The following is a 24,194-nucleotide window of genomic DNA, read 5'->3' on the forward strand; positions in this document are numbered from 1 at the left end:
ATGATTTATAAAGTATTTTTTCAAGAGATAAAAACTGAAGTACCCGTTCGAGAACGTACAAAAACTATTTATGTAGAAGCAGAATCTGAAAGAGATGTACGGACTAAATTAGCGGAAAAAAAATATAATATTGAATTTATTCAAAAGCTTGATGAAGCTCATCTTGAGTATGAAAAGCGATCCGAAAACTTTGTATTGGAGAATGTATAGGTTATGAAATTTTTAAAAGAAGATCAAGTTGCAGTATTTGCTTTAGGTGGGATGGGTGAAATTGGAAAAAATACGTATGCCATTCAATATAAGGATGAAATCATCGTTATTGACGCCGGTATTAAATTCCCTGAGGACGAGCTGTTAGGGATTGACTATGTAATCCCGGACTATACGTATTTAGTCAAAAATGAAGACAAGATTAAAGGTGTTTTTATAACACACGGACATGAAGACCACATCGGGGGAATACCTTATTTACTCCGTCAATTAAATGTACCTATTTATGGCGGCAAGCTCGCTTTAGGTTTAATTAAAAACAAATTGGAAGAGCATGGGTTGTTACGTCAGGCAAAATTAATCGATATTAAAGAGGATGATGTGATAAAATTCCAACATTTATCTGTTGGATTTTATCGAACTACCCATAGTATCCCTGATGCCTATGGAATTGTTGTAAATACTCCACAAGGCAATATTGTTCATACCGGTGATTTTAAATTTGATTTCACCCCTGTTGGTGAACCGGCAAATTTAACAAAAATGGCTGAAATCGGAAAAGAGGGTGTTCTCTGCCTTCTTTCAGATAGTACAAACAGTGAAATCCCTGATTTTACAATGTCTGAAAGACGTGTTGGCGAGAGCATTCATGAAATCTTCCGTAAAGTAGATGGGCGAATTATTTTTGCGACATTTGCATCCAATATTCATCGCCTCCAACAAGTAGTCGAAGCTGCTGTAAAAAACAATCGAAAAGTCGTTGTTTTTGGACGGAGTATGGAAGCAGCAATCCAAATTGGACTTGATTTAGGCTATATTAAGGCTCCCAAAGATACTTTCATCGAGGCTTCGCAAATTAATCGATTGCCTAGTAATCAGGTCACAATCCTTTGTACAGGCAGTCAGGGGGAACCAATGGCGGCACTTTCACGTATCGCCAATGGAACCCATCGTCAAATACAAATCAATCCAGGGGATACAGTAGTCTTTTCATCATCACCAATACCTGGTAATACTATCAGTGTCAGCCGGGTCATTAATAGTCTATATCGTGCCGGTGCAGAAGTCATTTATGGTCCATTAAGCGATATCCATACGTCAGGACATGGCGGACAGCAGGAACAGAAACTAATGCTTCGCTTAATGAAACCGAAGTTTTTCATGCCTATTCACGGTGAATACCGGATGCTTAAAATGCATACGAAGCTTGCGATTGATTGCGGTGTGCTTCCTGAGAACAATTTTATTATGGATAACGGTGATGTTCTTGCATTAACAAGTAAAGAAGCCTCTGTTGCTGGAAAAATTACGTCTGGATCGGTTTATGTAGATGGCAACGGTGTCGGTGATATCGGAAATATCGTATTACGTGACCGCCGCATTTTATCCGAAGAAGGTTTAGTCATCGTAGTCGTAAGTATTGATATGAAGGAATTTAAAATTATGGCTGGGCCGGATTTAATTTCAAGAGGTTTTGTTTATATGAGAGAGTCCAGCGATCTTATAAATGATGCGCAAGGCTTAATTGCTAAACATCTTGAAAAAATTATGGAACGTAAAACAACACAATGGTCGGAAATTAAAAATGAAATCACAGACGTTTTAGGACCATTTTTATATGAAAAAACAAAACGCAAACCAATGATACTACCAATTATCATGGAAATTTAAATAGAAAAGCGGAAGCATCCGTTAAGCGACGAATAAGACTTGCGCACATCGACTGAGATAAAGGATATCCGGCGATGTGCAGCGTGAAACCTCTCTTATTGACTTAGTCGCTGGATGCTGGAGCTAGACAAAAACCGCCTTTAGGCGGTTTTTTTATGCATGATCCAATATACTTTTTCCAAATCTATCAATATCTCTATCAGCACCGATCACAATTAAAATATCGCCCTCTTGGATGATTTCTTTTGCCATAGGCGATACAATAATTTGATTTTGTCTTTTTATGGCAACGACGTTACAGCCAAACTTCGCACGAACATCCATTTCAATTAAGGTTTTACCGTCCATTTTTTTGCTTGCCATTAATTCAACAATACTATGTTCATCCGACAATTCAAGATAATCCAAAACATTGGTAGAGATCATATTGTTCGCAATTCTTCTACCCATATCGCGTTCCGGATGGACAATTTCATCGGCACCGATTTTGGCAAGCACTTTTTCATGGTAATCATTCAAAGCTTTCACCGTTATTTTTTTGACTCCCAATTCCTTTAAGATCAAGGTCGTTAAAATACTTGCTTGGATATTATCACCAATCGCTACGATTACATGGTCAAAATTACGAATTCCCAAGTCTTTTAGTGTAGTTTCATCCGTAGTATCAGCCACAACAGCCTGTGAAACAATATTCGAAAATTCATGGACTCTATCTTCATCAATATCAATCGCTAACACTTCCATTCCCTCTTGGGCAAGTGTCCGGCAAATGCTCCCGCCGAAACGGCCGAGTCCAATTACGACGAATTCTTTTTTCATTTCTATTCCTCCATATTATCGTTCGTTCCTGTACACATCATTGTAGCATAATACAGAGGAAAAAATAAAAGGAACCTCTCTGGTTCCTTTCTAAAAGTTATTTTATGTTATTGATTAATCCGATTGTCAAGCTCTTGACAAATTTGCTCCGCTGTTAGTCCACTTGCTTCAATAACCGGGCCCTTAATAACTGTGTTTGCAATTCCCATTACATTATTGTCAAGTCCTGTTACAACGCAGGCATCACAGTCTTTAGCGTCACTTTCTTGCTTTAATTGTACCACTTGGTATCCTTTTTCTTGTAAAGCTTGTTGAACATCTGTTAAGGATTGTTCCACACCAATCTTTGCCATAACATCATCCACCTCCTTACCTCTACATTTTTTCCTAAAATAGAAAAGTTATACTAACTTATCTTCTCTTCGGTTTCAGGCATAAAAAATACGAGAGCTAACGTTAGGATTGCGATAATCAATACACCCCAATAAACGGTGTGCAAGGACATTGTTAGACCCTCCTGTAGAATGCTTTTTGTAGATTGTACCAATTGGTCCCGCTGCCCTTCATTGAGAAGTGAATTAGCAGTTTCCAACGTGATGGTATCCTCTAATCCTTGTTTCATGATAAACGATTGTAGTCTGCTATTTAATAGCCCGCCTAAGAAGGCTGCCCCAACAGCACTTCCTAATGTGCGCATAAACATATTCGCCGCCGTGGCAATCCCCCTTACATTCCATCCAACCGTGCTTTGAATTGATACAATAAAGGAGGTCGTTGTTAATCCCATACCAAATCCAATAAAGAAGGAACCTAAAGCCGCCCAAATCGGTCCTTTTTCCGGCGACAACGTAACGAAAATTAAGGAACCAATTATTAACGCAAATCCACCTGTGACCGTCAATTTACGATAACCAATGTTTATAACCATTTTTCCTGCAATTGCAGACGCAATTGGCCAGCCGATCGACATCGTTGTTAAAGTAAAACCGGCAATCATAGGGGACTCTTCCATTACACCTTGGACAAACGCTGGAAGAAAGCTTGACACTCCCATCATAATGATTCCGGTTGTAAAGGAGGCAAGGTTTGAAATACTGATCGCCCTATACTTCCATATATGAAAAGGCATCATCGGTTCTACAGCTTTTTTCTCTTGCAATATAAATAGGATAATGCCCACACTGAACAAAAGGAGCAAGCTAATGATCTGCCATGAATTCCATGCCCAATGAACTCCTCCTTCAACAAGCACAAGCATTAACGCACTAATAAATATAACTAGCAAAATAGAACCGGGATAATCAATCGTATGCTTCTTCTTTTCAACATCTTCATGGAGAAACAGGATAACACCAATAATAGCCAATATACCAAGAGGAATGTTCATCCAAAAAACATAGACCCAGCTAACATATTTAACAAAAACACCGCCCAGCACAGGTCCCAATACAGCTGATATTCCCCAAACACTCGATAAATAGCCTTGAATAGAAGCCCGTTCTTCCTTCGTATAAATATCACCAACAATCGTTGTGGCGATCGGCATAACAGCACCCGCACCAAACCCTTGTATAAATCTAAATAATATAAGCATTTCCATTGATGTAGCAAAACCGCATAATAAAGAGCCAAGTAGGAAAATGCTGACGCCGACAACGAATACTGGCTTTCTGCCAACTAGATCCGCTATTTTACCGTAAATGAGGATAGTCGCAACTTGCATTAATAAATACGAGGAGAATACCCAGCTATATAATGAAAAGCCGCCTAAATCAGAAACAATGCTAGGCATAGCTGTAGATACAATCGTGGCCTCTACTGCAGACATAAACATGGACAGCATTACCGCTGCTAATACGAAAGTTTTCTTAGTTTTCCCTTGACTCAAAGATCAGTACCTCCTTAAAGCTAAGACTCGTTCTTTTATGATTGCATTGATTTATTAAGGTTTTTCGCAAACAATTTGATAATCGTCCTTCTTGTCAGAATTCCTCTAAAAAAACCTTGATCATCCTCAATGCATACAAATGGATGATTAATGGTTAATCCTAATGCCCTCATAAAATCATGATTCACTTTTAAAGTCGGTATACTGGAATTCATCACATCCTCTACTTTCAACTGCGACAACTTTTCCATCTCAAAAGATTGGATTCCAAGCACCGTATCCATAATCATGGTAGTGCTGATTAAACCCTTTAATCTATACGCATGATCCAAAACCGGCACCGCCGAATAGCCAGATTTCGTTAATACCAACAAGGCATGCTCAAGCGGATTATCAAATTGAACATGTGCGACCTTATCTGAACTCACCATTAATTCTTCAATTTTTGTATTTAAGATAATTTCTTTATCAAAACTGTACATCTGTTGCCCCACCCCTTCTAGAAGTATTATTTCACAGACCTCTATTATCATTTTTCTGTAAACGCTTTCTCTAATTCTCCCAATTATAATTGTAACATTAGAAAATAAAACATTTCACTAAAATTGCTCTTTCTTACCAAAATAAAAAGACCATCTCTAAAAAAGAGATAGTCTACTTATAAAAGTACAAACTAAATGGACTATTCGTCTGCACTCATGATTTCAAATACATCAATCGCGACCATATCAATATTGTCAAATTGATACGTCTTTGGCTTTTCACCAGGAGAATAAACCTCTAACTCAAACATCTTTGTGTGATCAAAATACTTTACACTACATTTCTTCTCACCGTTTTTCTCAAAATATCTTTGCTTTGGTTCGACATTATTTTCATCGTCTTGTAATGTCATTAAACGTTTTAAAATCCCATGAAGTAGTGACATTCAACTTCCCCTTTCAACACCATTTAGTTTTAGGATTCACATCCCAGTGTTTGTCCATTCTTTACTTTTCTATTTTGACAAAAAACAACCGGCTTTACAATCTAAACTATTATCACTTACAATATTTTTTAAAAGGGGGATGTAAATTTGAACAAAAAACCAGTAAATTTAGGCAATAATATTTCATTTTTTGATGTTTTTGATCTAGGTATGGAGAATCGCACAGGTACATACGTCATCCATGATGAAAAATTGACAATCGTTGAAACAAGTGCCAGCCCTTCTATTCCATATCTTTTAGAAGGACTAAAAAATTTAGAAATTGATCCTTCAGAAATTCATTATATTATTGTAACACATATTCATTTAGATCATGCGGGCGGAGCCGGTTTATTATTAAAACAGTGTCCAAACGCAAAAGTCATTGTACATCCTCGCGGGTTTCGTCATCTAATTGATCCATCCCGTTTAATTGCCGGAGCAAGGCTCGTATACGGAGATGACTTTGATCGGCTATATGATCCAATTTATCCTATCCCGGAAGATCGTCTTATCGTGAAACAGGATGGGGAAACACTTGAAATAGGAAAAAGAACGTTGACCTTCTATGACACCCCAGGCCATGCTAAACATCATTTCAGCATTCACGACAGCCTTTCAAATGGGATCTTTACGGGTGACACAATCGGAATTTATTATCAAGATGTAGAGGAATTCGATTTCTTCCTTCCATCTACATCACCTAATCAATTTGATCCGGATGATATGCTTCATTCACTGAAGAAAATTGAAGAATTAAATGTTTCTCTTATATATTTTGGCCATTTTGGCAAAAGTAATAATCCTAGTCTTGTATATTCCGAAATAAAAAAATGGTTACCGGTGTTTGTGGAAACCGGCAAGGAAATATATCTAGAACATAAGGAAATGACTTTAGAGGAGCTTACACCGTTAATCTCAGAAAACCTTTTTGGAAAAATTAAAGCCTATTTATCCGAAAAGAATATTCCGAGTAATCATAAGGTTTATACGATTTTAAAACTTGATATCGATGTTTGCTCGATGGGGCTTGCCGATTATTTTATAAGAATAGAAAATAAAAAATAGAAAAAAATCGGAGCTACAGTAGTGGCTCCGATTTTATTTGATGGATGGTTTATCTTCACTTACGAGATAATCGCTAATCTTCCATCCGGCTTTCGTTTTAATGATCGTGATGCTTTCATAATGCGGTTTTTCCCAAACAACTGGCCCTTCGAGTTGTGGTAAAAAATACTCGGTCACGATTATTTTATTTTTATCGGTCATAATCTTCGTGTTAACGTCATATGAATACATTGGAATAAAGTAGTCGAATACGTCCGTACCATACATAATAAATCCTTCAGGTTCAGAGAAAATATGTTCAGCGACAAATAGTTTTTGGTAATCATCTGTGAAGTATGGTGAAAGAACATCACTTATTTCTTGTTCTGAACGAAACTTATCGCCTAACGAAAGCTGGGCTGATAATGCCTCCTGCAGAAAAAGAAATGTTTCTTCCCTTGTCATCGAAACATTTTCTGCAGAAATAAAATGAACTTGTCCGATTAATAGCAATAATAAAAGTGCCCAAATTTTTACCCGCATGAAATCACCCTTTCACAAAAAGTGCCCCCAAAAAAGGGGTGTGAATTTATTCCTCACGTAAGCTATCTAAAATACTAGTTCCTTTTTGAATATTAATTTCAATTGGAACAACATGAACTTCCTCATTACAAATTGGACAAATCGAAAAGCTATGCATTATATTACAACATTTCTTACATGTATATTTCATCATTAATTGACCTTCCTCTCCTGGATGCAAGTTAAATACTGGATTACGTTCATCCCACAACTTATGGTAGTAGGACTTCTTTTGAATATAGTTAAATTTTATCAAGGTATTATACGCGATACGACTATTTTCGTTCGTAAAATAACCTCACCATTAGACAGTTAATTTTGGAGTAAAATGTTAGAATGACACGACTTTCCGCCAACTATGGCGGAAGTCGATGTCATTCTTATACTATCGACAAGAGAGGTCATAATTTCTGATAGTATAAAAAAAAGACAAGGCTGTCTAAGGTTGAGACAGCCTTGTCTTTTTAAAGTAGATTTTCATGTTCAAAAAGAAAACTATAGGAAAGGTCAATAAAGATATACAATTGTTCAGATATCGGAAACGAAAATGTCCGGGTAACTTCACCCGTTTCAACGTCGCTGTATAAATCAGATAAAATCCCGCGTTTATCATAATTCATCCTAACAATATTCTCTAAAAAATACGGCCGCCAGCTCCAATTTTTATTTTTGTATTCCGCTTGTAAAACCCACTCTCCAGCCTGTGACTTATAAAGATTGGCTGATTGTTGAAATCCCTCACCATCACATATATAAATTCGAAAGCTTTCCTTAGAAAATACCTGCGACACATTAAATAAAAGCTGGTCATAATCCCTCGTTTTTAACTTAGTATTCAGTTGGTACATTCGATTTGTAAATTCATTGCAAATTTCATATTGCGCTGATAATTTCTTTTTTTCATGGGTTATAAAACTGTGAAATTCCTTCTTTAAAAATTCCTTACGGTAGTTTTTATCAATGATAGCTTGCTCCGGCTTTGCTAGGTAGAATCCTTGGTAATAACGGCCCCCATTTCGCCATGCATATTGAAGCTGAAACAACATTTCGATATCCTCATAAAGGAGGGCCGCCCCAACCCTCCTAGCTAATAAAGACAACGAATATAATATATCCAAATACGATTGAGCCGTTGTTGTCTGCCTTAATAAAGAAAGGTCCACCTTTAAAATATCCGGATTCAACATTCTTAAGCGTTCAAGATTGCTGCCTTCTTTCCCAACATTATCAATCGCTAATTTAATGCCATATGTACGTAAATAAGTTAATACATGATTAAGTTGTTCGATATCCCCGTGATAATTATGTTCTGTTATCTCAAGAACAATCCGTTTCAAATCCAACCCCTGCTCTTGAAATGACAACAATAAATGCAAAAGAGAATCACCGCGGTCAAGCATCAATAAGTTTGGATTACGATTAATAAAAATAGTGATTTCACTAAATTCAGAGAGTTCCTGTAAAGCTTTTTTTGTAATAAAATCGTCAACTTCTAATCTATACTCATCTGGAACAGATTCATCCTCAAAAAAAGAACCAATACTGTGGAAGTCTTGATCCACTTTCATTCTTCCAAGTACTTCATATCCAATGATCTCATGATCATCAGCGCTGAATATTGGCTGATAGAAGGGTAATAACGATTCTTTATTTGTTAATATTTCTAACGGATCCATTCGTCCCACCTCAAACTTCCCCATCTCTGTTTATTTTATTGCAATCTTAAGCTATTCTAACATAATTATACAAAAATATCCTTAGAAAGACATGGCTTACCGCCAATAATGGCGGAAGTCGATGTCCTTTCTTATACTATAATCCATAAAATTATATGCTCATAGTACAACAAAAAACCTATCAGAAATAAATCTGATAGGTCATTCGTTTTCACGAATATAACGGTTAGCTGCTTCTAAAGCGGCTCCAGAAATAAAATGATATCCATGTTCGCGCAGGACATCTTCGATTGCAGCTAATGCATAGGTCACATTTTCTTGGCGTGCATTATATCCCATGAGACCGATACGCCAAATTTTACCCTTCAATTCTCCTAAGCCTCCACCAATTTCAAGACCGTACTTTTGCAATAATCGCTTTCGAACTTCAACATCTTGGATATTCGTTGGAATACGAACCGCCGTTAATTGGTGCAGTCTATGCTTCTCGTTCACGAGTAGTTCTAAGCCCATTGCTTCTAGACCTGCATGTAATGCCCTACCATATAGCGCATGACGATGAAACACATTTTCCAAACCTTCATCGACAATAAGTCGTAAGGCCTTACGTAAAGAGTAGATCATTGTAATTGGAGCAGTATGATGGTAAAAACGTTCCTCACCCCAATAATTCTGAATCATCGAAAGATCTAAATACCAGCTTTGTACTTTGCTTTTTCGATTCGCTGATACTTCCAAGGCACGTGGACTTAATGTAACAGGTGCAAGTCCCGGAGGTGCACTCAAGCACTTCTGAGTCCCGCTATAGGCTGCATCAATTCCATATTCATCAATCTTTGTTGGAATTCCGCCAATTGATGTCACCATATCACAAACAAAAAGAGCATGATGACGATGTACAATCTCGCTTAATTCTTGCAAAGGCTGCCGGACGCCAGTAGAAGTTTCAGCATGCACAACCGCTACCAGTTTAATATCTTTGTGTTGTTGCAGAACCTCTTCAACCTTTTCAGGACGGATAATATCTCCCCAAGCACCCTCTACTTGGATTACTTCAGCCCCACATCTAAGAGCGACATCTACCATTCTCTGTCCAAACAAACCATTTACACCAATAATAACCTTATCACCTGGTTCAACTAGATTTACAAATAATGTTTCCATTCCAGCACTGCCTGTTCCGGACATCGCAAGTGTGACTTTGTTTTCTGTCTGATAGACTTGTCTTAATAAATCCATCGTTTCATTCATTATTTCTAAAAATGCTGGATCAAGATGTCCTAAAAGTGGTGTTGCCATTGATTGAAGAACAGCCGGATGGACATCACTAGGCCCCGGACCCATTAAAATTCTTCTTGGCGGGTTTAATTGTTTAATCAATTAGTTCGACCTCCCATACCATTATTTACACATATTATAATTTCCATAGTGGAAACAGAAAATCCTGCACAAAACATTCAAAATAAAATTGTATGGAATTTAAAAGAAGTGTTATAATGGTAATTATGCGATTTTAATTTGGGATAGGTTGAGCAACATGAAAATTGAGGATGCTAAAATGACTAGAAGGTCATTTATAAAACAAATTTATAAATTGAGCTTGGGTACAATATTTCTTTCTAGTATGGGCTTTGGGTATGCCCGCTATATCGAACCGAGGCAGCTTAAAATTACAAGACACCCTTTACAGTCAGTGAAAATACCAATGAGCTTCGATGGCACTAGGATTGTGTTATTCAGTGATACACATATTGGCTTCAACTACACTGCAGACCAATTCTCAAAACTAGTAAACCTTATCAATGAAAAAGCACCTGATATAATCTTTTTTACGGGCGACCTGTTAGATGCACCGAACAAATATAAAGAAATCGGGAAGGTCACTCAGTTATTAAAGGATTTACGGGCTCCGCTCGGTAAATTCTCGATATATGGAAACCATGATCATGGGGGCTATGGTTCTGAAATCATTAAGATGATTATGGAAGAAGCCGACTTTGAATTGCTTGTCAATGAGAATAAAAAGCTCTATAACAAAATGAATGATTACATATATATTAGCGGGCTTGATGATGGGATGCTCGGCAAACCGGACCCCGTAAAGGCGTTACAAAAGATTGAAAGTGATGTATACTCGATCTTTCTTGCACACCAGCCGGATTTGGTTAAATCCATCGAAAACCTCCCAGCTGATCTCCAACTTTCAGGGCATAGCCATGGAGGACAAGTACAATTGCCCTTTTTCGGTCCAATTTTCACACCTTATGGGGCAACAACCTATTATGAAGGTTTTTATCAAGTAGGGTCGACACAGCTTTACGTTAACCGTGGAATTGGAACAACGCGAGTCCCGTTCCGTTTTTTTTCTCCACCTGAATTAACGATTTTCACGCTTAGATCTTTGAAAGGGCGATCTGAATAGACCGTCCTTTCATTATTAATGTCTAGCACCAGTTTATACGTCGCTAAACGGGCGCTTTCGCTTTTCTATCTACTCCTCATCCTCAAGAACCCGGTAAGCCATTTCAAATAAGACTTCCTGGCTATTAATAACCGGATCATTCAGCCCTCTTTTCAAATAACTATAGGTCCCATCCTCGTTCAATTCCCTAGCCTTCACGTTATCAGCAACTAATATTGAAACAATTTTAAATATCTTTTTCTTTATCACTTCATCATATATCGGGAAAAGAATTTCCACTCGTTTTACCATATTTCTTGTCATTAAATCAGCTGAGGATAAAAACACTTTTTCTTCCCTATTATGATGAAAATAATAAATCCGACTATGTTCTAAAAAACGTCCAATGATACTGCGAACCCTAATATTTTCACTAACCCCTTTTATCCCTGGTTTTAAACAACAAATCCCTCTAACAATAAGATCAATCTTCACGCCAGCCCTTGATGCTTCATACAGCTTCATAATTAATTCTTTATCCGTAAACGAATTCATTTTAAAAATAATTTTTCCGTTATTATATTTTTTATGGTATGAAATCTCCTCGTCAATTAAAGAGATCAAGTCATTTCGAATATCGAATGGGGAGACAGATAGATGATGATAAACAGGCTTCTCAGTATAACCGCTTAGATAGTTAAAAAAATTCGTGGCGTCTATGCCAAATTCTCTGTTTGAAGTTAAGAAACCTAAATCAGTATATATTTTTGCAGTAACATCATTATAATTTCCTGTTCCTAAATGAACAAATCGTTCAATATTATTATTTCTTTTTCGAACGACTAAAGTGATTTTGCTATGTGTTTTTAAGGATGTCATTCCATAAATAACATGGCAGCCAGCTTTTTCAAGCTCCTTTGCCCAATGCACATTTTTTTCCTCATCAAAACGAGCTCTTAACTCAACTGACACGGTGACCTGCTTACCGTTACTTGCCGCTCGTTTTAATGATTTTATAATGGGTGAATCCCCACTTACTCGATAGAGGGTTTGTTTTATGGCCAACACATTCGGATCATCGGCAGCTTGTGAAATAAAGTCAACAACAGCCTCAAAGGATTCATATGGATGATGCAAAAGAACATCCTTTTTTGTCAATGCTTCAAAAATATCCTCTTCACCAATTAAATCTATAGGTGGTTGCGGGATTAATGTTTGATAAGCTAAATGTTCTTTATTACCTATTATTTCATTGTAAAAACTAAATAAAAACGACAAGTCTAATGGGCCATTAAGCAGATATATATCTTTTTCATGTATTTCCAAAGTATTGGCTAAAAACTGAAGGATGTTATTGTCGATAGAATCTTCACAAACCTCTAAACGTACCGCTGCCCCCCACTTCCGTTTTTTCAGCTCTTTTTCTATTTCTTTTAGCAAGTCACGGGCACCTTCTTCATGAATCGTCATATCCGCATTTCTTGTTATTCTAAACTTCGAAATTTGCTTAACTAAATAGCCTTTAAATAGCTTATGGATGAAATAGGTGATAACATCCTCTAACAGAATGTAGCACTCCCCCCCCTCCTCGGAAGGAAACTTAATGAATCGATCCAAAACAGCCGGCACTTGAACGATGGCGAATTTCTCCTTGGATCGTTCGCTCTTTTTTTGTGGATCAACAAGTATAATGGCGAGATTGATGCTTTTATTAGCAAGCATTGGAAAATTCCGATAGGCATCAATCGCAAGCGGTGTTAAGACAGGGAAAATTTGTTCATCAAAAACTCTTTCTACAAATTGATTTTGAAGAGAAGTTAACTCCTCCATCTTACGTATAAAAATATTTTCCTTTTCTAATAAAGGCAACAATTTATCCTGATATGTGGCATACTGCAAATCAACAATTTGATGATTATTTTTCGATATGGCAGCAAGCTGTTCCTTTGGGGTTAACCCGGCTTTATTTTCCGGTTTATTAAAGCCTGCCTTTACCTGGTCCTTCAATCCTGCAACCCGTACCATAAAAAATTCATCAAGATTGTTGCTAACAATCGCTAAAAACTTCAATCTTTCTCCAAGTGGATTGCTCTCATCCAATGCCTCTTGTAATACCCTTTCATTAAATGCGAGCCAACTAAGCTCACGATTATTGTATAGAGATGGATGCCCTAAATCAATTTCTTGATTTTCCACTGTCCTCATTTTTCGGAGCCCCCTTTTTGTAAACTCCCTTTACTTATATATACTCGAGCAAGAGTCCGATTAAGCACGCGTAAAATGCAAAATAATATTTCGTTTTAAAACTTTTTCCAATTGTTTTTTCTGTTTTTCTGCATGATATTGTTCAGCCTGCCAATTGTTCGAACACATTATAATAAACATCAGATCTTCTTGCCTGTCAGCCATTTCAAGCTGTTCCACTATATTTCGTTTTGTTTCGTTTAGAGCATATGCAAGCCTCAAAACCGCTCCCAAGATTCGAATGACAACAAAATCCTCTTTAGAAATCCAGTCCGCAAATGGCTCCAGGTAATTTTTTAAATATGTTTTTGACTTAAATGAAGCAATGGCGGCTAAGCGCAGTCTCTCCTCGTGCATGAGACCATCAATTGTTCGATTCGCAAGAAGATAAAAGGTATGTTGACTACTTGCCTCATCATCAATATACCGTCCTAATTGAAATAATAATGCTGCCCGTTTTGCTTCTGTAAGCTCGGTATCTGTGATTGACAAAAATCCGAACTTCCGCAATGAAGTTAAAATAGATATGGCGATACGTGACACTTGGACTACATTATTAATGTTAATCTCGTAATCATATTCCAATTCATATAAGCTTTCCTCTAACACATTCGGAAACATTTTAATTCCAAATGGTTTTAGTAGTTCTTCATAAACAACACCATCACGAAGCCCTTTCCTACTTAGAATAAAAGAGGAGGCATGTGTGATTTGATAAAAAACATTAAAAACCTCCAGTGCCGGTATAATAATGTCAGCACGTTCCTCTGAAAGTCCTTCCACACATTGTAGCTTCTCAAGGGGTAAACAAATCAGACTGTCTTTTACTGTAGCGAGATCATGACTGGTCATTTCGTATTGATGCAAGCCCCCCAATGGGTACATTTTACGCCTTTGATCGATTTGCACTATATTACGGGCACTGCCACCTATTCCAATGATCGGTACTCGCCGCATGTCCTTAATCCATTCAATTTTATTGATTTCCTCATGTAAAAAGGTTGTTAAATGTAATAATTCGTCTGCAGTCGGAACGGGACCCTCCATAAACTGCTTTCGCAACGATAAAGCACCAAAAGGGAAGCTATGATAAAAAATTAGTTTCCGATCACGGAAATAAGTGACCTCTGTACTGCCGCCACCAACATCAATTGTGATCCCTTCGGTAATCGATGTGGAATTAATAACAGCTAAAAAACCATAATAGGCTTCTTCAAATTCAGAAAGAATTTTCACATCCAAATTTGTGAATATTTGAATGTTCTCGAGGATTTCGTGTTGATTTTTTGCATGACGAATAGTGGCTGTTGCCACCGCATTAATATTCTGAATGGCATGATATTTCGTAATTTCCTCAAAGTTTTTCAATGTACGTATTAAAATGTCCATCCCCGTCTTATCTAAATATTGCCGATCATCTAAATGGTTGCGGAGCCGGGCCATCGTCTTAATGTTTTCAATTTCCTTTAGCCTTCCATTTCTTTCATTATGATAAATGACGAGTCTCATTGTATTAGAGCCAATATCAATTATTGCAAACTTTTCTTGCATCAAACATCATTCCCATCTGCAAGGTGAACTTCTTGTATCCATTATAATATATAAAAGCAGTGGATCACTATGATCCACTGCTTTTATTATGTTATTCAGGCATTGGTGTTGGTGTTCCTTCTACACCATTATTACCATATTTTTCGTCTACAATATTGCGAATAGTCTTCAGATCCGTACCTTTTTCAAATTCTGCTTTAGCCTCACGGGCTATATCAACACAGATCCCTCAGCCAAGGCCCATGCTGTCTAATGTAGCGATATTGCCGTCAACCGAATCAATAAAACATGCAGTATTATTCGTATGTCCATCCGTTTCAAAGCAGCCGCAATAGCATGGCATATGATCTAACACTTGCGGATGTTCCGCAGCAAACGCATAAGCCTCAAGCGATTCCTTTGAACCGTATTGAGTCATCATTGGCGAAAATTCCTTCGTATCTAAATTATATTCCGCTTTAATATCCCCTGAGCCTTGTGATGTTTGTTCACTATCGTTTTCAGAAGAATTACAAGCAGATAAGCCAAATAAAAGGATGCATGATGCAACAAAGATCATGAATTTCTTCATCTAGTTACCTCCTAGTTTGCAATTATCTAGTAGTGTTTATTACTATGTAATAGTAACATGTTTTTCATGCAGTTGCCTATTAATTTGCGACAAACAACGGAATGTTCATGAAGTTGTCATCTTATTTATATAATTTATTACTAGTTGTTTTGACACTATCTATGAGTGTATAATAATAGAAGATAACTGAAAGGAGTCAAAATAATGGAATATTCAATAGATGATCTCTCCCGTGCTCTCTTCATCGTGAATCGACACGCAAAAACTGCCCCAAATCCTAAATTTCTTTATTACTTAAAGAAACAAACACTTGAAAAACTTATTCAAGATGGAAAAGCAAAAAAACTAGGCCTTCACTTTTCTAAAAATCCAAAAAATAGTCAACAACGTTCCGATTTACTTGTTTCAGTAGGTGAGTATTATTTCCATATTCCTCCCCAAAAAGCTGATTTCGAGTCATTGCCGCATCTTGGAGAACTAAATGAAACATACCGTAACCCCAAGACAAACTTACCACTTTCAAAAGCCAAGCTAATTTTACAGAGCTACACGGGTATCCGTGAATCTGATTCAGATAATAACACCCTAGGCCCACCGTCTAAACGAAAATACACAAAACCTGTATTCAAAAAACTGGGACAATCTTACTTTTAATTAAAAAATAGGCGAGCCTATGATCAGGTCATCGCCTTCTCTATTCGATCCTCATCAATTAACGGTGTCATCCATTCGTCCAAAAACTGATTAACATCATTTGTAAATCTTTTAAATGGCAGTTCCTCTACTTTTCCATAATCCACCATTTTTCCTTCGAACATTAATATAATATCTTCGCATAAATATCTCACTTCATGATAATCATGGCTAATAAATATGGTCGTTGTTCCCGTTTCTTTTAAAATTTGCTGAAAATCCTTCAATAATTTTCTTCTGGTCGGTAAGTCCAATGCAGAAAAGGGTTCGTCCAAAAATAGGATTTCCGGATTTGTAGCCATTGCCCTAGCAATGGATAATCTTTGTGCTTCTCCGCCTGAAAGATTTTTGGCCCGATCCTCTACTAAATGGTCAATTCCAAATTGTTTTAACCAATAGAAAACCGTTTCTTTGATTACCTTTTTGGGAGTCTTTCTAAACTTAAGACCAATTGCGACATTATTATATACTGTCGTATCAAGCATTAATGGCTGTTGAAAAACTACGGAAACCTTGCGTCGTTCGGTGAGGTTTACTTTACCGGGAAAAACCTGTAGGTCATTAAAATGAATGATCCCTGTAGTTGGGTTCTCTAGTAAAGCCATTAGTTTAAGGAGTGAGCTTTTACCAGCTCCATTCGGGCCTATAAGCCCTATAACTTTACCCGGCTTCACTGTTAACTCTTGAACCGATACAATTTTCTTATTTCTTTTTATAACTGTGATATCCTGTAAATCGAGCATTATTTTCACCCTTTTGCATCCTTTTGTTGCAATAACGTCAGGCCCAATGTGATTAAATAAGCTAAGAGCATCAGGATCACCGATATTCCAATCGCAACCTCTGTGTGCCCTTTAGAAACCTCCATTACTGTTGCCGTTGTTAAAACTCTTGAATATCCTTTTATATTTCCACCGACCATCTGTGAGGCGCCAACCTCTGATACGACCGCACCGAAACCGGCAATAACAGCAGCGAGTAAGGAAAAACGAGCCTCCCGCAAAACTAGAAACAACATTTGCAGCTTTGTGGCACCCAAAGCTTTGAATTGCATTCTCATTTTTTCGTCAACCTGCATTACGGCGGCACTTGTTAACCCCATTACGACTGGCGAAGCGATAACTGCTTGAGCGATCACAATCGCTGTAGGGGTAAAGATTAAATCTAACTGGCCTAATGGACCATTTCGGGCTAAAAATAAATAAACCCATAACCCAACAACAACTGGTGGAAAACCCATCATCGTGTTAACGATACTAATAATTAATCTTCTGCCGGGGAAATGAACCCATGCAAGAAATACTCCCAGAGGAATACCTATAACAAGACTTATAAATGTAGCTGACCCTGATACCTTCAGAGTCAGCCAAGTAATTTCATATATTTCTGGATCGAATGTTATGAGCATTCTAATCGCTTCTAACAAACCGCTCACAATCATTTCCATAAATAGTCACCTTTTATTTTGTATTTGCATCTGGGAAGAATAATGGTTCACCAAATTCCTCAACGCCAAATTCCCCAATCACCTTTTGAGTTTCAGGTGCAACCATAAAATCAACAAATGCTTTTGCTGCATCACCATTAATATTTTCAAACTTCTCGGGGTTAACTTGCATTACATGATAAATATTTAATAGACTTTCTTCGCCTTCAAGTATGATATCAAGGTTTAGTTCATGCTTTAGTGCCAAGTATGTGGCCCGGTCTGTTAATGAATAACCATCTTTTTCTGATGCAACCTTTAATGTTGCGCCCATACCCTGACCTGTTTCCTGGTACCATTTACCACTTGGCTCGATTTCAGCATTTTTCCATAGACCTAATTCTTTTTTATGTGTACCGGAGTCATCTCCTCGCGAAACAAATAGCGAATTATCCTCTGCTATCTTCTTAAAGGCCTCAACAGTAGATGTAAGTCCTTTAATACCTGCCGGATCTTCTTTAGGTCCAACAACAATAAAATCATTATGCATAACTAACTGATAATTTGTTACAACGCCACTATCAACTAAAGGCTGTTCAGACTCAGGAGCGTGAACTAATAATACATCCGCTTCGCCGTTCTGACCCATTTCTAATGCCTTTCCTGTGCCAACAGCTATTGTTTTAACCATAAATCCTGTTTGTTCTTCAAACATTGGTACTAATACATCCAATAATCCACTATCTTGTGTACTTGTTGTTGTGGCTAATACGAAGTCTTTTTTAACATTAGTATTTTCCGTGGCCTGTTGTTCACCTGCTTGTTCAGTAGCTGGTTTTTCTTGATTACCAGAGCATCCTGAAAAAACTACTAAAATGGCTGCCATAACGACTAGCAGAAATAATTTGTTAATATGTATTAAACTATTTTTCATCTTAATCCTCCACTATCTTTCCAATATTTTTTGTGTCATATCCCCCAAGTTGGGTAATCTTTGAGACAATACCAGGCTCATGTAATAATTGTATAAAGGCATGGCCATGGGCACTTTCATAAAAAACGGATTTCATGACAAAGTCATATACTTCTTTTTTTAATAAGATAAAGTCTAGACCAAATGCCTTAGCCGCACTTTCAGTACCCAATGCAAAATCCGCAAGACTGCGTGCGACTCTTGAAGCGGCAGCAATATGTGTCCGTTCAATATCGTCATAACCGCTTATTACGGATTGTGGCAGGTTAAGCTTCGTTAAGTAATAATCAAGCAAAATTCGGGTACCCGCTCCTTTTTGCCGATTTATGAAAGTTAAATCATCTCGTGATAGATCCTGCCAACCTGACAATTGTTTCGGGTTCCCCTTTGGAACGATCCAGCCAATATTCCGGTTAACGAAATGAATAATATGGATCCTTTCTCCAGGGAAAATTCTTTTTACGAACGGTATGTTATATTGTCCCGTCTCCTCGTCAAATAAATGGCAGCCGGCAATATCACATTTTCCATAATAAAGATTCAGTAGTCCATCCATACTTCCGGTAAAAGCAGTAAAGAATTGAAAATTTGGAATGGCGTCTCTTATTTCGGTTGCCAATGCTTCTACAGCTAAATCATGACTACCCAAAAATAAAATAGGCTGCCCATTTATACTTCCAGTAAATTCAGATGGCAAAGCCCCAGACTGTATCTGTTTTACCTGTTCATGACCATGTTTAAACTTTTCAATCGTTGCCGGATCAAATCGCATTTTCCTCCCGATTCTAATCGCTTCTAGATCACCGCGTTTAACCATTTCATAAACCGTATATTTAGATATTTTCAGTATGCTAGCTACTTCTTCAGGCTTTAATAATTCCCGTTCCAACTATTCACCTCTTTTCAAAAAAATATATTACTATCATAAACTAACAATTGCCTATTTAAAAGTGATTTCCATCATCTTTATAAGGTTTTATTTAGTTTTATTAGTTTTCGTTAGTTATTAGTTTCAAAAAAAACGAGAGCAACCCTAAAGTTACTCTCGAATCATTATTTATAGAACATGCTTATCAATAAATTTCACTAATTCTACGATCTCCGGTTTACTTACTTGTTCGGTTGCTCCTACGACTTCACCCTTATGACGCAGATCATCGGTAATTAAGGAAGAGAAAATAATAACAGGTAGAACCTTCAAATCTTTATTGTCTTTTATACGTTTTGTAAGGTGGTGTCCGTCCATTTTAGGCATTTCAATATCGGTAATGACCAATTGAACCACATCAGTAATATTTCTTCCAGAAGAAACGATACCTTCTAAATAATCTAAGGCATCCTGGCCATTTTCAAAGAATGTTAGCATACCATAACCAGCTTCCTCCAGTGTTTCTTCAAGAAGCTTTCGTAGTAACGCAGAATCCTCGGCAATCACTAATTTTTTATTGGAACGTTCTCTTGGACCAAGATTCTTTAACCGGTCTACATTTATTCCTGAGTCAGGATTAATATCAACTACAATTTTTTCATAATCTAAGAGGAGAACCATCTCATCCTTCATCTTAATAACACCGATAATTTGGCTTTCTAAGCCCGTATACATTTCATTTGGCTTTTCAATTTGATTCCATGAAATACGGTGGATTTGCGAAACAGTATGTACATGAAAAACAATTTTCGTTTTATTGAATTCACAAACGATAAATTTATCGTGCCTCGGATCTTGTGAAGGTGGAAAATTAAGAACAGTAGACATATTGACAACCGGCAATACTTCCCCGCGAAGCGTAATAATTCCCTCCACTGACGGATGGGCATGAGGAACTGTTGTTACCGGAACAGGATTAATGATTTCCTTTACTTTTATAACATTTATACCAAATTTATTATTACCTACTCCAAACTCAACGATTTCTAATTCATTTGTACCACTTTCTAATAGTATACCTTTATTATTTTGACTCATCCTTTTCGCCCTTCCATAAAAAGATATTACCTCTATTATATTTTATATTCTACTTTTTTTAAATAGAAATTGGAAAGGTTATAATTTCTAAATATTTAAAATATTCCTTTAAACAGTTAAACTTCCATGTTATGATTACAATATGCGGGCATTAAGGGGGTATTAAAGTGGGAAAGATTATCAGTTTTCATCAAAAAAAAGAACAATTTGCTAAAAAACTTTATGTTGAAGTGACTCATTTAATAGAGGATCTCTACGACTCATGCCAACAAACAGTTGGTTGGCTTCTATATTATTCTATGAAAGAAGATTACCCCACTGATGTTGTTGGATTTGGTATTGAATTATGGTGTAATTTTTGTAATGAAATAGACCCCATTATAGATGATGAAAGAAAATATGCAGCTTCGATAGAACTATTCGTTACAAGGCTATTAGAACTTGATCATTCAAATTCCAAATTTGAAATATTGTATAAATATGGGTTACATAAAATATACGATCCACGAACAATAGAGATATAGAAATGTATCTGAATATTTGGTACAATTGAATTTAGATTGATGAATACTTTTGTTGCTTTTAGAGGAGGATTTTAAGATGAGTGGAGCTCAGACAGAACAAAAAGGATTTTATGGAAATTTTGGGGGCAGTTTTGTTCCGCCGGAATTACAAGAGGCATTAAACTATATTGAAGAGCAATTTAACAAATATAAAGATGATAAAGAATTTAATGATGAATTTAAATATTATTTAAAAGAATATGTAGGTAGAGAGAACCCACTGACATTTGCGCGTAACTTAACAGCAAAGCTTGGTGGAGCTAAGATCTATCTAAAACGCGAAGATTTAAATCACATGGGCGCACATAAGGTAAATAATGTGCTTGGTCAAATCCTGCTTGCTAAACGAATGGGTGCTAAAAGAGTTATTGCCGAAACTGGCGCCGGACAACATGGTGTTGCTACGGCTATGGGTTGTGCCATGTTTAATATGGAATGTGTTATTTATATGGGGGTAGAGGATACAAAACGCCAAGCTTTAAATGTATTCCGTATGGAAATGCTTGGAGCAAAAGTAATTGCAGTTTCTAATGGTCAAGGCAGACTAAAAGAAGCTGTGGATGAAGCGTTAAACGACCTTATTGCTAATTACAAAAATACATTTTATTTATTGGGTTCTGCTGTTGGACCACACCCATATCCGGCGATGGTGAAGCATTTTCAATCCATCATTAGCGAGGAATCAAAGCGCCAAATATTAGAAAAAGAAGGTCGTCTGCCAGATGCTGTCGTTGCCTGTGTTGGCGGTGGTAGTAACGCTATTGGAGCCTTCGCCCATTACATTGATGAACCTTCTGTTCGTCTTATCGGCGTAGAACCAGATCAAGCTGCTACAATTTCAGAAGGTGTTCCAGCAGTGATCCACGGTTTTAAAACATTAACGTTGTTGGATGAAGAAGGGAATCCAAGACCAACCTTCTCGATTGCGGCCGGATTAGATTATCCTGGTGTTGGACCAGAGCATAGCTATTTACATGAAATAGGTCGTGCTGAGTATTATAAAGTTTCAAACGACGAGGTACTTGATGCCTTTCAATTGCTTTGCAAAACGGAAGGAATTATACCAGCACTTGAAAGTACACATGCCGTCGCCTATGCAATCAAGCTAGCACCACAAATGAAGCCGGATGATATTATTATTGTTAATTTATCCGGACGTGGTGATAAAGATGTTCAGCATGTCTATAATCTGCTTGAAGAAAGAAGCAAATAAACACAAGAATAAGAATATAAATAAGGCCACCATTTTAGTCTAAAAAGGTGGCCTTATTTGTATTTTAATAGTGGAATCGTTTCACAATTATGCTAAGGTTTTTAGCTTCCTTTGTAAGAAGGGAAGCATCTTCTGCTAATTGATGGATACCCTCAATTTCTTTATCAACCGTTGCTGTTGTTTCCTGAACTATTTTCGTAAAATCATTAGCAATAATATTGATTTCATCTATTATTTGCTGAAGGCTTTTTCCATTGTCAGTAACAGAAATGGCGTATTGACGATTATTAGAGACAAGCTCCATTGTTTTAATCGATGCTGTTTTTAATTTATCAATAGCCTTACCCGCTTCTGCAACAAGTTCAACACCGTCACCAATGGATTTTACATTAATCTCTACTTGATCAACAGCATCCTGTAATTCATCTCTTGTTTGCTGTAATGAAGCTAGAATATCATGAGCAAATAGATTCGTCCCTTCCGCTAGCTTTCTTACTTCAGTAGCTACGACTGCAAATCCCTTACCGCTTTCTCCTGCGCGTGCAGCCTCTATCGATGCATTTAGTGCAAGTAGATTTGTTTGTTTTGCAATATCCGTGATCGAGGAAACCTTTTTCATAACAAGATCCGCATCATTCGATATCGCCCTTATCCTTTTCGCGGTTTCAACGACATTTGCTTGAATATCTCTCATCTGTTTTTGGGTAGATAGAACAGCCTTTTCACCTTCCTCGGAAGTGTGCAAAGCTTCATCTGCTCCATGAACAGCTTTTTCTACTTCATTTTGCATCGTCTCAACTAGCCCCATCATTTTATCAACCATTTCTTGCGCTAAAATGACAGAGTTACTTTGTTGTTCTGCGCCACCACGAAAGGATTGCATTGTTGCTGATACTTGATCAAACGTAGAAGATAGCATTTTAGCCGATTGTGCCTGGTGCTCACTAATTGTCCCAACGGAATCCGTCGCTTCTTCAAAATTTTTAATGATTGAGCGGAATCCTAATATCACTTTATTAATCTCGTATCCTATTTGATGAAACTCATTTCTGGCACCTTTCGTTTTCACTTCAGCGCTTAAGTCTCCGGAAGAAATCGTTTTTGTAACCCCATACCAATTTTTCAACCGATTCCTTATCGTAAAGTAGAAATAAAAGCTTACTAGAAAGGTTAATCCTGATGTCATTAAAAATACACCTAAAGACTGTGCCAACTTTAGCCCGAACATCATTGCTGTAAGCGTTGCCACAAGCCCTGGAACTAAACTTAAAATTGTAAACATCAAACCAATAAAGGGCCTGTGGATTAGTCTCCCCATTCTTAAAACATAGTGATTACCATTTTGGTCTTGTAAAATTGGGCAACAAGCATCTACTAATACTTCTCCCGTGTTTCTCGGATATAATTGTAATAAAGGTATATTAGATTTTGCCGCCCTTAAACCCACTTCATCCCCAAAATGCCCACCCTCACGCAAACGGTTTGTATGAATATAGCTTTTTCCAGTTTGGTCAACAATAACAAAGAATTCGTCACTCTTTAGCTCTCTATCTAGTACGGAACGTAGGTGTTCAATCTGTTCATGAATAGGAATCTCTGTTTTCCAGTTTTTCTTAATCATAGCCGCAACATTTTCTACCTTTTGTAATGCTTGTTTCGCAGATTTTGTTTTTAATAATCTACTCATTTTAGCCCCCCTATCTAACCCCTGTTCTGAAAATTAAAAATATTAT

The 24,194-nt window shown here is 37.1% G+C and carries 25 protein-coding genes; 7 read left to right on the plus strand and 18 right to left on the minus strand.

The features are described from left to right. Entirely contained in the window at positions 1 to 210 is a 210-nt protein-coding gene (locus BAZO_RS04095) for a DNA-dependent RNA polymerase subunit epsilon (RefSeq protein ID WP_003330025.1), read from the plus strand. Positions 211 to 213: 3 nt separating this feature from the next. Beyond that, positions 214 to 1,881, plus strand: coding sequence for a ribonuclease J1 (rnjA, locus tag BAZO_RS04100; protein WP_003330026.1), 1,668 nt, complete (start codon positions 214 to 216; stop codon positions 1,879 to 1,881). 153 nt (positions 1,882 to 2,034) lie between these two features. Here rnjA and BAZO_RS04105 read toward each other — a convergent pair whose 3' ends face one another. The 5 genes from BAZO_RS04105 to BAZO_RS04125 all read right to left on the minus strand — a co-directional run bounded on the left by BAZO_RS04105 (position 2,035) and on the right by BAZO_RS04125 (position 5,516). After that, complete coding sequence (locus BAZO_RS04105) at positions 2,035 to 2,700, minus strand: potassium channel family protein (protein WP_003330027.1); 666 nt, start codon at positions 2,698 to 2,700, stop codon at positions 2,035 to 2,037. Positions 2,701 to 2,807: 107 nt separating this feature from the next. Continuing rightward, on the minus strand, positions 2,808 to 3,053 hold the full coding sequence (locus tag BAZO_RS04110) for a YkuS family protein (RefSeq protein WP_003330028.1): 246 nt from the start codon (positions 3,051 to 3,053) through the stop codon (positions 2,808 to 2,810). 53 nt (positions 3,054 to 3,106) lie between these two features. After that, positions 3,107 to 4,543 carry an MDR family MFS transporter gene (locus BAZO_RS04115; RefSeq protein WP_157382063.1) on the minus strand — a complete coding sequence of 479 codons (1,437 nt, stop codon included), beginning with the start codon at positions 4,541 to 4,543 and terminating at the stop codon, positions 3,107 to 3,109. Positions 4,544 to 4,623: 80 nt separating this feature from the next. Then, positions 4,624 to 5,070, minus strand: coding sequence for a cyclic-di-AMP-binding protein CbpB (cbpB, locus tag BAZO_RS04120; protein WP_003330030.1), 447 nt, complete (start codon positions 5,068 to 5,070; stop codon positions 4,624 to 4,626). Positions 5,071 to 5,270: 200 nt separating this feature from the next. Then, on the minus strand, positions 5,271 to 5,516 hold the full coding sequence (locus BAZO_RS04125; protein WP_003330032.1) for a YkuJ family protein: 246 nt from the start codon (positions 5,514 to 5,516) through the stop codon (positions 5,271 to 5,273). A gap of 147 nt (positions 5,517 to 5,663) precedes the next feature. Here BAZO_RS04125 and BAZO_RS04130 point away from each other — a divergent pair, with 147 nt between their 5' ends. Continuing rightward, positions 5,664 to 6,623 (plus strand): MBL fold metallo-hydrolase, encoded by a 960-nt coding sequence (locus tag BAZO_RS04130; RefSeq protein WP_003330033.1) that lies wholly within the window; start codon positions 5,664 to 5,666, stop codon positions 6,621 to 6,623. 33 nt (positions 6,624 to 6,656) lie between these two features. Here the strand turns inward: BAZO_RS04130 and BAZO_RS04135 are convergent, their stop codons facing one another. The 4 genes from BAZO_RS04135 to BAZO_RS04145 form a co-directional block, all read right to left on the minus strand. Further along, positions 6,657 to 7,145, minus strand: coding sequence for a DUF3993 domain-containing protein (locus BAZO_RS04135; protein WP_003330034.1), 489 nt, complete (start codon positions 7,143 to 7,145; stop codon positions 6,657 to 6,659). A gap of 46 nt (positions 7,146 to 7,191) precedes the next feature. Beyond that, a complete protein-coding gene (locus BAZO_RS22255) occupies positions 7,192 to 7,338 on the minus strand; it encodes a hypothetical protein (protein WP_157382062.1) in 147 nt (48 codons plus the stop codon). Positions 7,339 to 7,648: 310 nt separating this feature from the next. Next, on the minus strand, positions 7,649 to 8,860 hold the full coding sequence (locus BAZO_RS04140) for an EAL domain-containing protein (RefSeq protein ID WP_003330036.1): 1,212 nt from the start codon (positions 8,858 to 8,860) through the stop codon (positions 7,649 to 7,651). A gap of 201 nt (positions 8,861 to 9,061) precedes the next feature. Next, positions 9,062 to 10,240: a pyridoxal-phosphate-dependent aminotransferase family protein gene (locus BAZO_RS04145; RefSeq protein WP_003330037.1), complete on the minus strand. Its 1,179-nt coding sequence runs from the start codon at positions 10,238 to 10,240 to the stop codon at positions 9,062 to 9,064. A 157-nt stretch (positions 10,241 to 10,397) separates the two neighbouring features. On the opposite strand from BAZO_RS04145, the gene BAZO_RS04150 reads away from it, so the two are divergent. Further along, complete coding sequence (locus BAZO_RS04150; protein WP_003330038.1) at positions 10,398 to 11,282, plus strand: metallophosphoesterase; 885 nt, start codon at positions 10,398 to 10,400, stop codon at positions 11,280 to 11,282. A 69-nt stretch (positions 11,283 to 11,351) separates the two neighbouring features. On the opposite strand, the gene BAZO_RS04155 is transcribed toward BAZO_RS04150, so the two are convergent. The 3 genes from BAZO_RS04155 to BAZO_RS04165 all read right to left on the minus strand — a co-directional run bounded on the left by BAZO_RS04155 (position 11,352) and on the right by BAZO_RS04165 (position 15,627). After that, a complete protein-coding gene (locus BAZO_RS04155; RefSeq protein WP_003330039.1) occupies positions 11,352 to 13,466 on the minus strand; it encodes an RNA degradosome polyphosphate kinase in 2,115 nt (704 codons plus the stop codon). A 60-nt stretch (positions 13,467 to 13,526) separates the two neighbouring features. After that, positions 13,527 to 15,056 (minus strand): Ppx/GppA family phosphatase, encoded by a 1,530-nt coding sequence (locus BAZO_RS04160; protein WP_003330040.1) that lies wholly within the window; start codon positions 15,054 to 15,056, stop codon positions 13,527 to 13,529. 91 nt (positions 15,057 to 15,147) lie between these two features. Further along, the gene (locus tag BAZO_RS04165; RefSeq protein WP_326161990.1) at positions 15,148 to 15,627 is read right to left on the minus strand and encodes a PCYCGC motif-containing (lipo)protein; all 480 of its coding nucleotides are present in this window, start codon (positions 15,625 to 15,627) and stop codon (positions 15,148 to 15,150) included. Positions 15,628 to 15,831: 204 nt separating this feature from the next. On the opposite strand from BAZO_RS04165, the gene BAZO_RS04170 reads away from it, so the two are divergent. After that, entirely contained in the window at positions 15,832 to 16,281 is a 450-nt protein-coding gene (locus BAZO_RS04170; protein WP_003330043.1) for a YkyB family protein, read from the plus strand. A gap of 23 nt (positions 16,282 to 16,304) precedes the next feature. Here the strand turns inward: BAZO_RS04170 and BAZO_RS04175 are convergent, their stop codons facing one another. The 5 genes from BAZO_RS04175 to BAZO_RS04195 all read right to left on the minus strand — a co-directional run bounded on the left by BAZO_RS04175 (position 16,305) and on the right by BAZO_RS04195 (position 20,685). Further along, on the minus strand, positions 16,305 to 17,063 hold the full coding sequence (locus BAZO_RS04175) for an energy-coupling factor ABC transporter ATP-binding protein (RefSeq protein ID WP_035198166.1): 759 nt from the start codon (positions 17,061 to 17,063) through the stop codon (positions 16,305 to 16,307). A gap of 5 nt (positions 17,064 to 17,068) precedes the next feature. Further along, positions 17,069 to 17,767 carry an ABC transporter permease gene (locus tag BAZO_RS04180; RefSeq protein ID WP_003330045.1) on the minus strand — a complete coding sequence of 233 codons (699 nt, stop codon included), beginning with the start codon at positions 17,765 to 17,767 and terminating at the stop codon, positions 17,069 to 17,071. Positions 17,768 to 17,780: 13 nt separating this feature from the next. Then, entirely contained in the window at positions 17,781 to 18,680 is a 900-nt protein-coding gene (locus tag BAZO_RS04185) for an ABC transporter substrate-binding protein (protein ID WP_003330046.1), read from the minus strand. Position 18,681: 1 nt separating this feature from the next. Next, a complete protein-coding gene (locus tag BAZO_RS04190) occupies positions 18,682 to 19,608 on the minus strand; it encodes a helix-turn-helix transcriptional regulator (RefSeq protein WP_003330047.1) in 927 nt (308 codons plus the stop codon). Positions 19,609 to 19,776: 168 nt separating this feature from the next. Beyond that, entirely contained in the window at positions 19,777 to 20,685 is a 909-nt protein-coding gene (locus tag BAZO_RS04195; protein WP_003330048.1) for a chemotaxis protein, read from the minus strand. Between the two features lie 167 nt (positions 20,686 to 20,852). On the opposite strand from BAZO_RS04195, the gene BAZO_RS04200 reads away from it, so the two are divergent. Next, complete coding sequence (locus BAZO_RS04200; RefSeq protein ID WP_003330049.1) at positions 20,853 to 21,209, plus strand: hypothetical protein; 357 nt, start codon at positions 20,853 to 20,855, stop codon at positions 21,207 to 21,209. 76 nt (positions 21,210 to 21,285) lie between these two features. Then, on the plus strand, positions 21,286 to 22,461 hold the full coding sequence (gene trpB / locus BAZO_RS04205) for a tryptophan synthase subunit beta (RefSeq protein WP_003330050.1): 1,176 nt from the start codon (positions 21,286 to 21,288) through the stop codon (positions 22,459 to 22,461). Positions 22,462 to 22,525: 64 nt separating this feature from the next. Here the strand turns inward: trpB and BAZO_RS04210 are convergent, their stop codons facing one another. After that, positions 22,526 to 24,148: a methyl-accepting chemotaxis protein gene (locus tag BAZO_RS04210; protein ID WP_003330051.1), complete on the minus strand. Its 1,623-nt coding sequence runs from the start codon at positions 24,146 to 24,148 to the stop codon at positions 22,526 to 22,528. Between the last annotated feature and the right edge of the window lie 46 nt (positions 24,149 to 24,194).

The sequence above is a fragment of the Schinkia azotoformans LMG 9581 genome (assembly GCF_000307855.1).
GTDB classification, from domain to species: Bacteria; Bacillota; Bacilli; order Bacillales; family Bacillaceae_J; genus Schinkia; species Schinkia azotoformans.

Bases quoted from the DNA above. Each gene is read 5' to 3' on its own strand.
- BAZO_RS04095 (WP_003330025.1), top strand. From the start codon at position 1: ATGATTTATAAAGTATTTTTTCAAGAGATAAAAACTGAAGTACCCGTT.
- rnjA (WP_003330026.1), top strand. From the start codon at position 214: ATGAAATTTTTAAAAGAAGATCAAGTTGCAGTATTTGCTTTAGGTGGG.
- BAZO_RS04105 (WP_003330027.1), bottom strand. From the start codon at position 2,700: ATGAAAAAAGAATTCGTCGTAATTGGACTCGGCCGTTTCGGCGGGAGC.
- BAZO_RS04110 (WP_003330028.1), bottom strand. From the start codon at position 3,053: ATGGCAAAGATTGGTGTGGAACAATCCTTAACAGATGTTCAACAAGCT.
- BAZO_RS04115 (WP_157382063.1), bottom strand. From the start codon at position 4,543: ATGCTGTCCATGTTTATGTCTGCAGTAGAGGCCACGATTGTATCTACA.
- cbpB (WP_003330030.1), bottom strand. From the start codon at position 5,070: ATGTACAGTTTTGATAAAGAAATTATCTTAAATACAAAAATTGAAGAA.
- BAZO_RS04125 (WP_003330032.1), bottom strand. From the start codon at position 5,516: ATGTCACTACTTCATGGGATTTTAAAACGTTTAATGACATTACAAGAC.
- BAZO_RS04135 (WP_003330034.1), bottom strand. From the start codon at position 7,145: ATGCGGGTAAAAATTTGGGCACTTTTATTATTGCTATTAATCGGACAA.
- BAZO_RS22255 (WP_157382062.1), bottom strand. From the start codon at position 7,338: ATGATGAAATATACATGTAAGAAATGTTGTAATATAATGCATAGCTTT.
- BAZO_RS04140 (WP_003330036.1), bottom strand. From the start codon at position 8,860: ATGGATCCGTTAGAAATATTAACAAATAAAGAATCGTTATTACCCTTC.
- BAZO_RS04150 (WP_003330038.1), top strand. From the start codon at position 10,398: ATGAAAATTGAGGATGCTAAAATGACTAGAAGGTCATTTATAAAACAA.
- BAZO_RS04155 (WP_003330039.1), bottom strand. From the start codon at position 13,466: ATGAGGACAGTGGAAAATCAAGAAATTGATTTAGGGCATCCATCTCTA.
- BAZO_RS04160 (WP_003330040.1), bottom strand. From the start codon at position 15,056: ATGCAAGAAAAGTTTGCAATAATTGATATTGGCTCTAATACAATGAGA.
- BAZO_RS04170 (WP_003330043.1), top strand. From the start codon at position 15,832: ATGGAATATTCAATAGATGATCTCTCCCGTGCTCTCTTCATCGTGAAT.
- BAZO_RS04175 (WP_035198166.1), bottom strand. From the start codon at position 17,063: ATGCTCGATTTACAGGATATCACAGTTATAAAAAGAAATAAGAAAATT.
- BAZO_RS04180 (WP_003330045.1), bottom strand. From the start codon at position 17,767: ATGGAAATGATTGTGAGCGGTTTGTTAGAAGCGATTAGAATGCTCATA.
- BAZO_RS04185 (WP_003330046.1), bottom strand. From the start codon at position 18,680: ATGAAAAATAGTTTAATACATATTAACAAATTATTTCTGCTAGTCGTT.
- BAZO_RS04195 (WP_003330048.1), bottom strand. From the start codon at position 20,685: ATGAGTCAAAATAATAAAGGTATACTATTAGAAAGTGGTACAAATGAA.
- trpB (WP_003330050.1), top strand. From the start codon at position 21,286: ATGAGTGGAGCTCAGACAGAACAAAAAGGATTTTATGGAAATTTTGGG.
- BAZO_RS04210 (WP_003330051.1), bottom strand. From the start codon at position 24,148: ATGAGTAGATTATTAAAAACAAAATCTGCGAAACAAGCATTACAAAAG.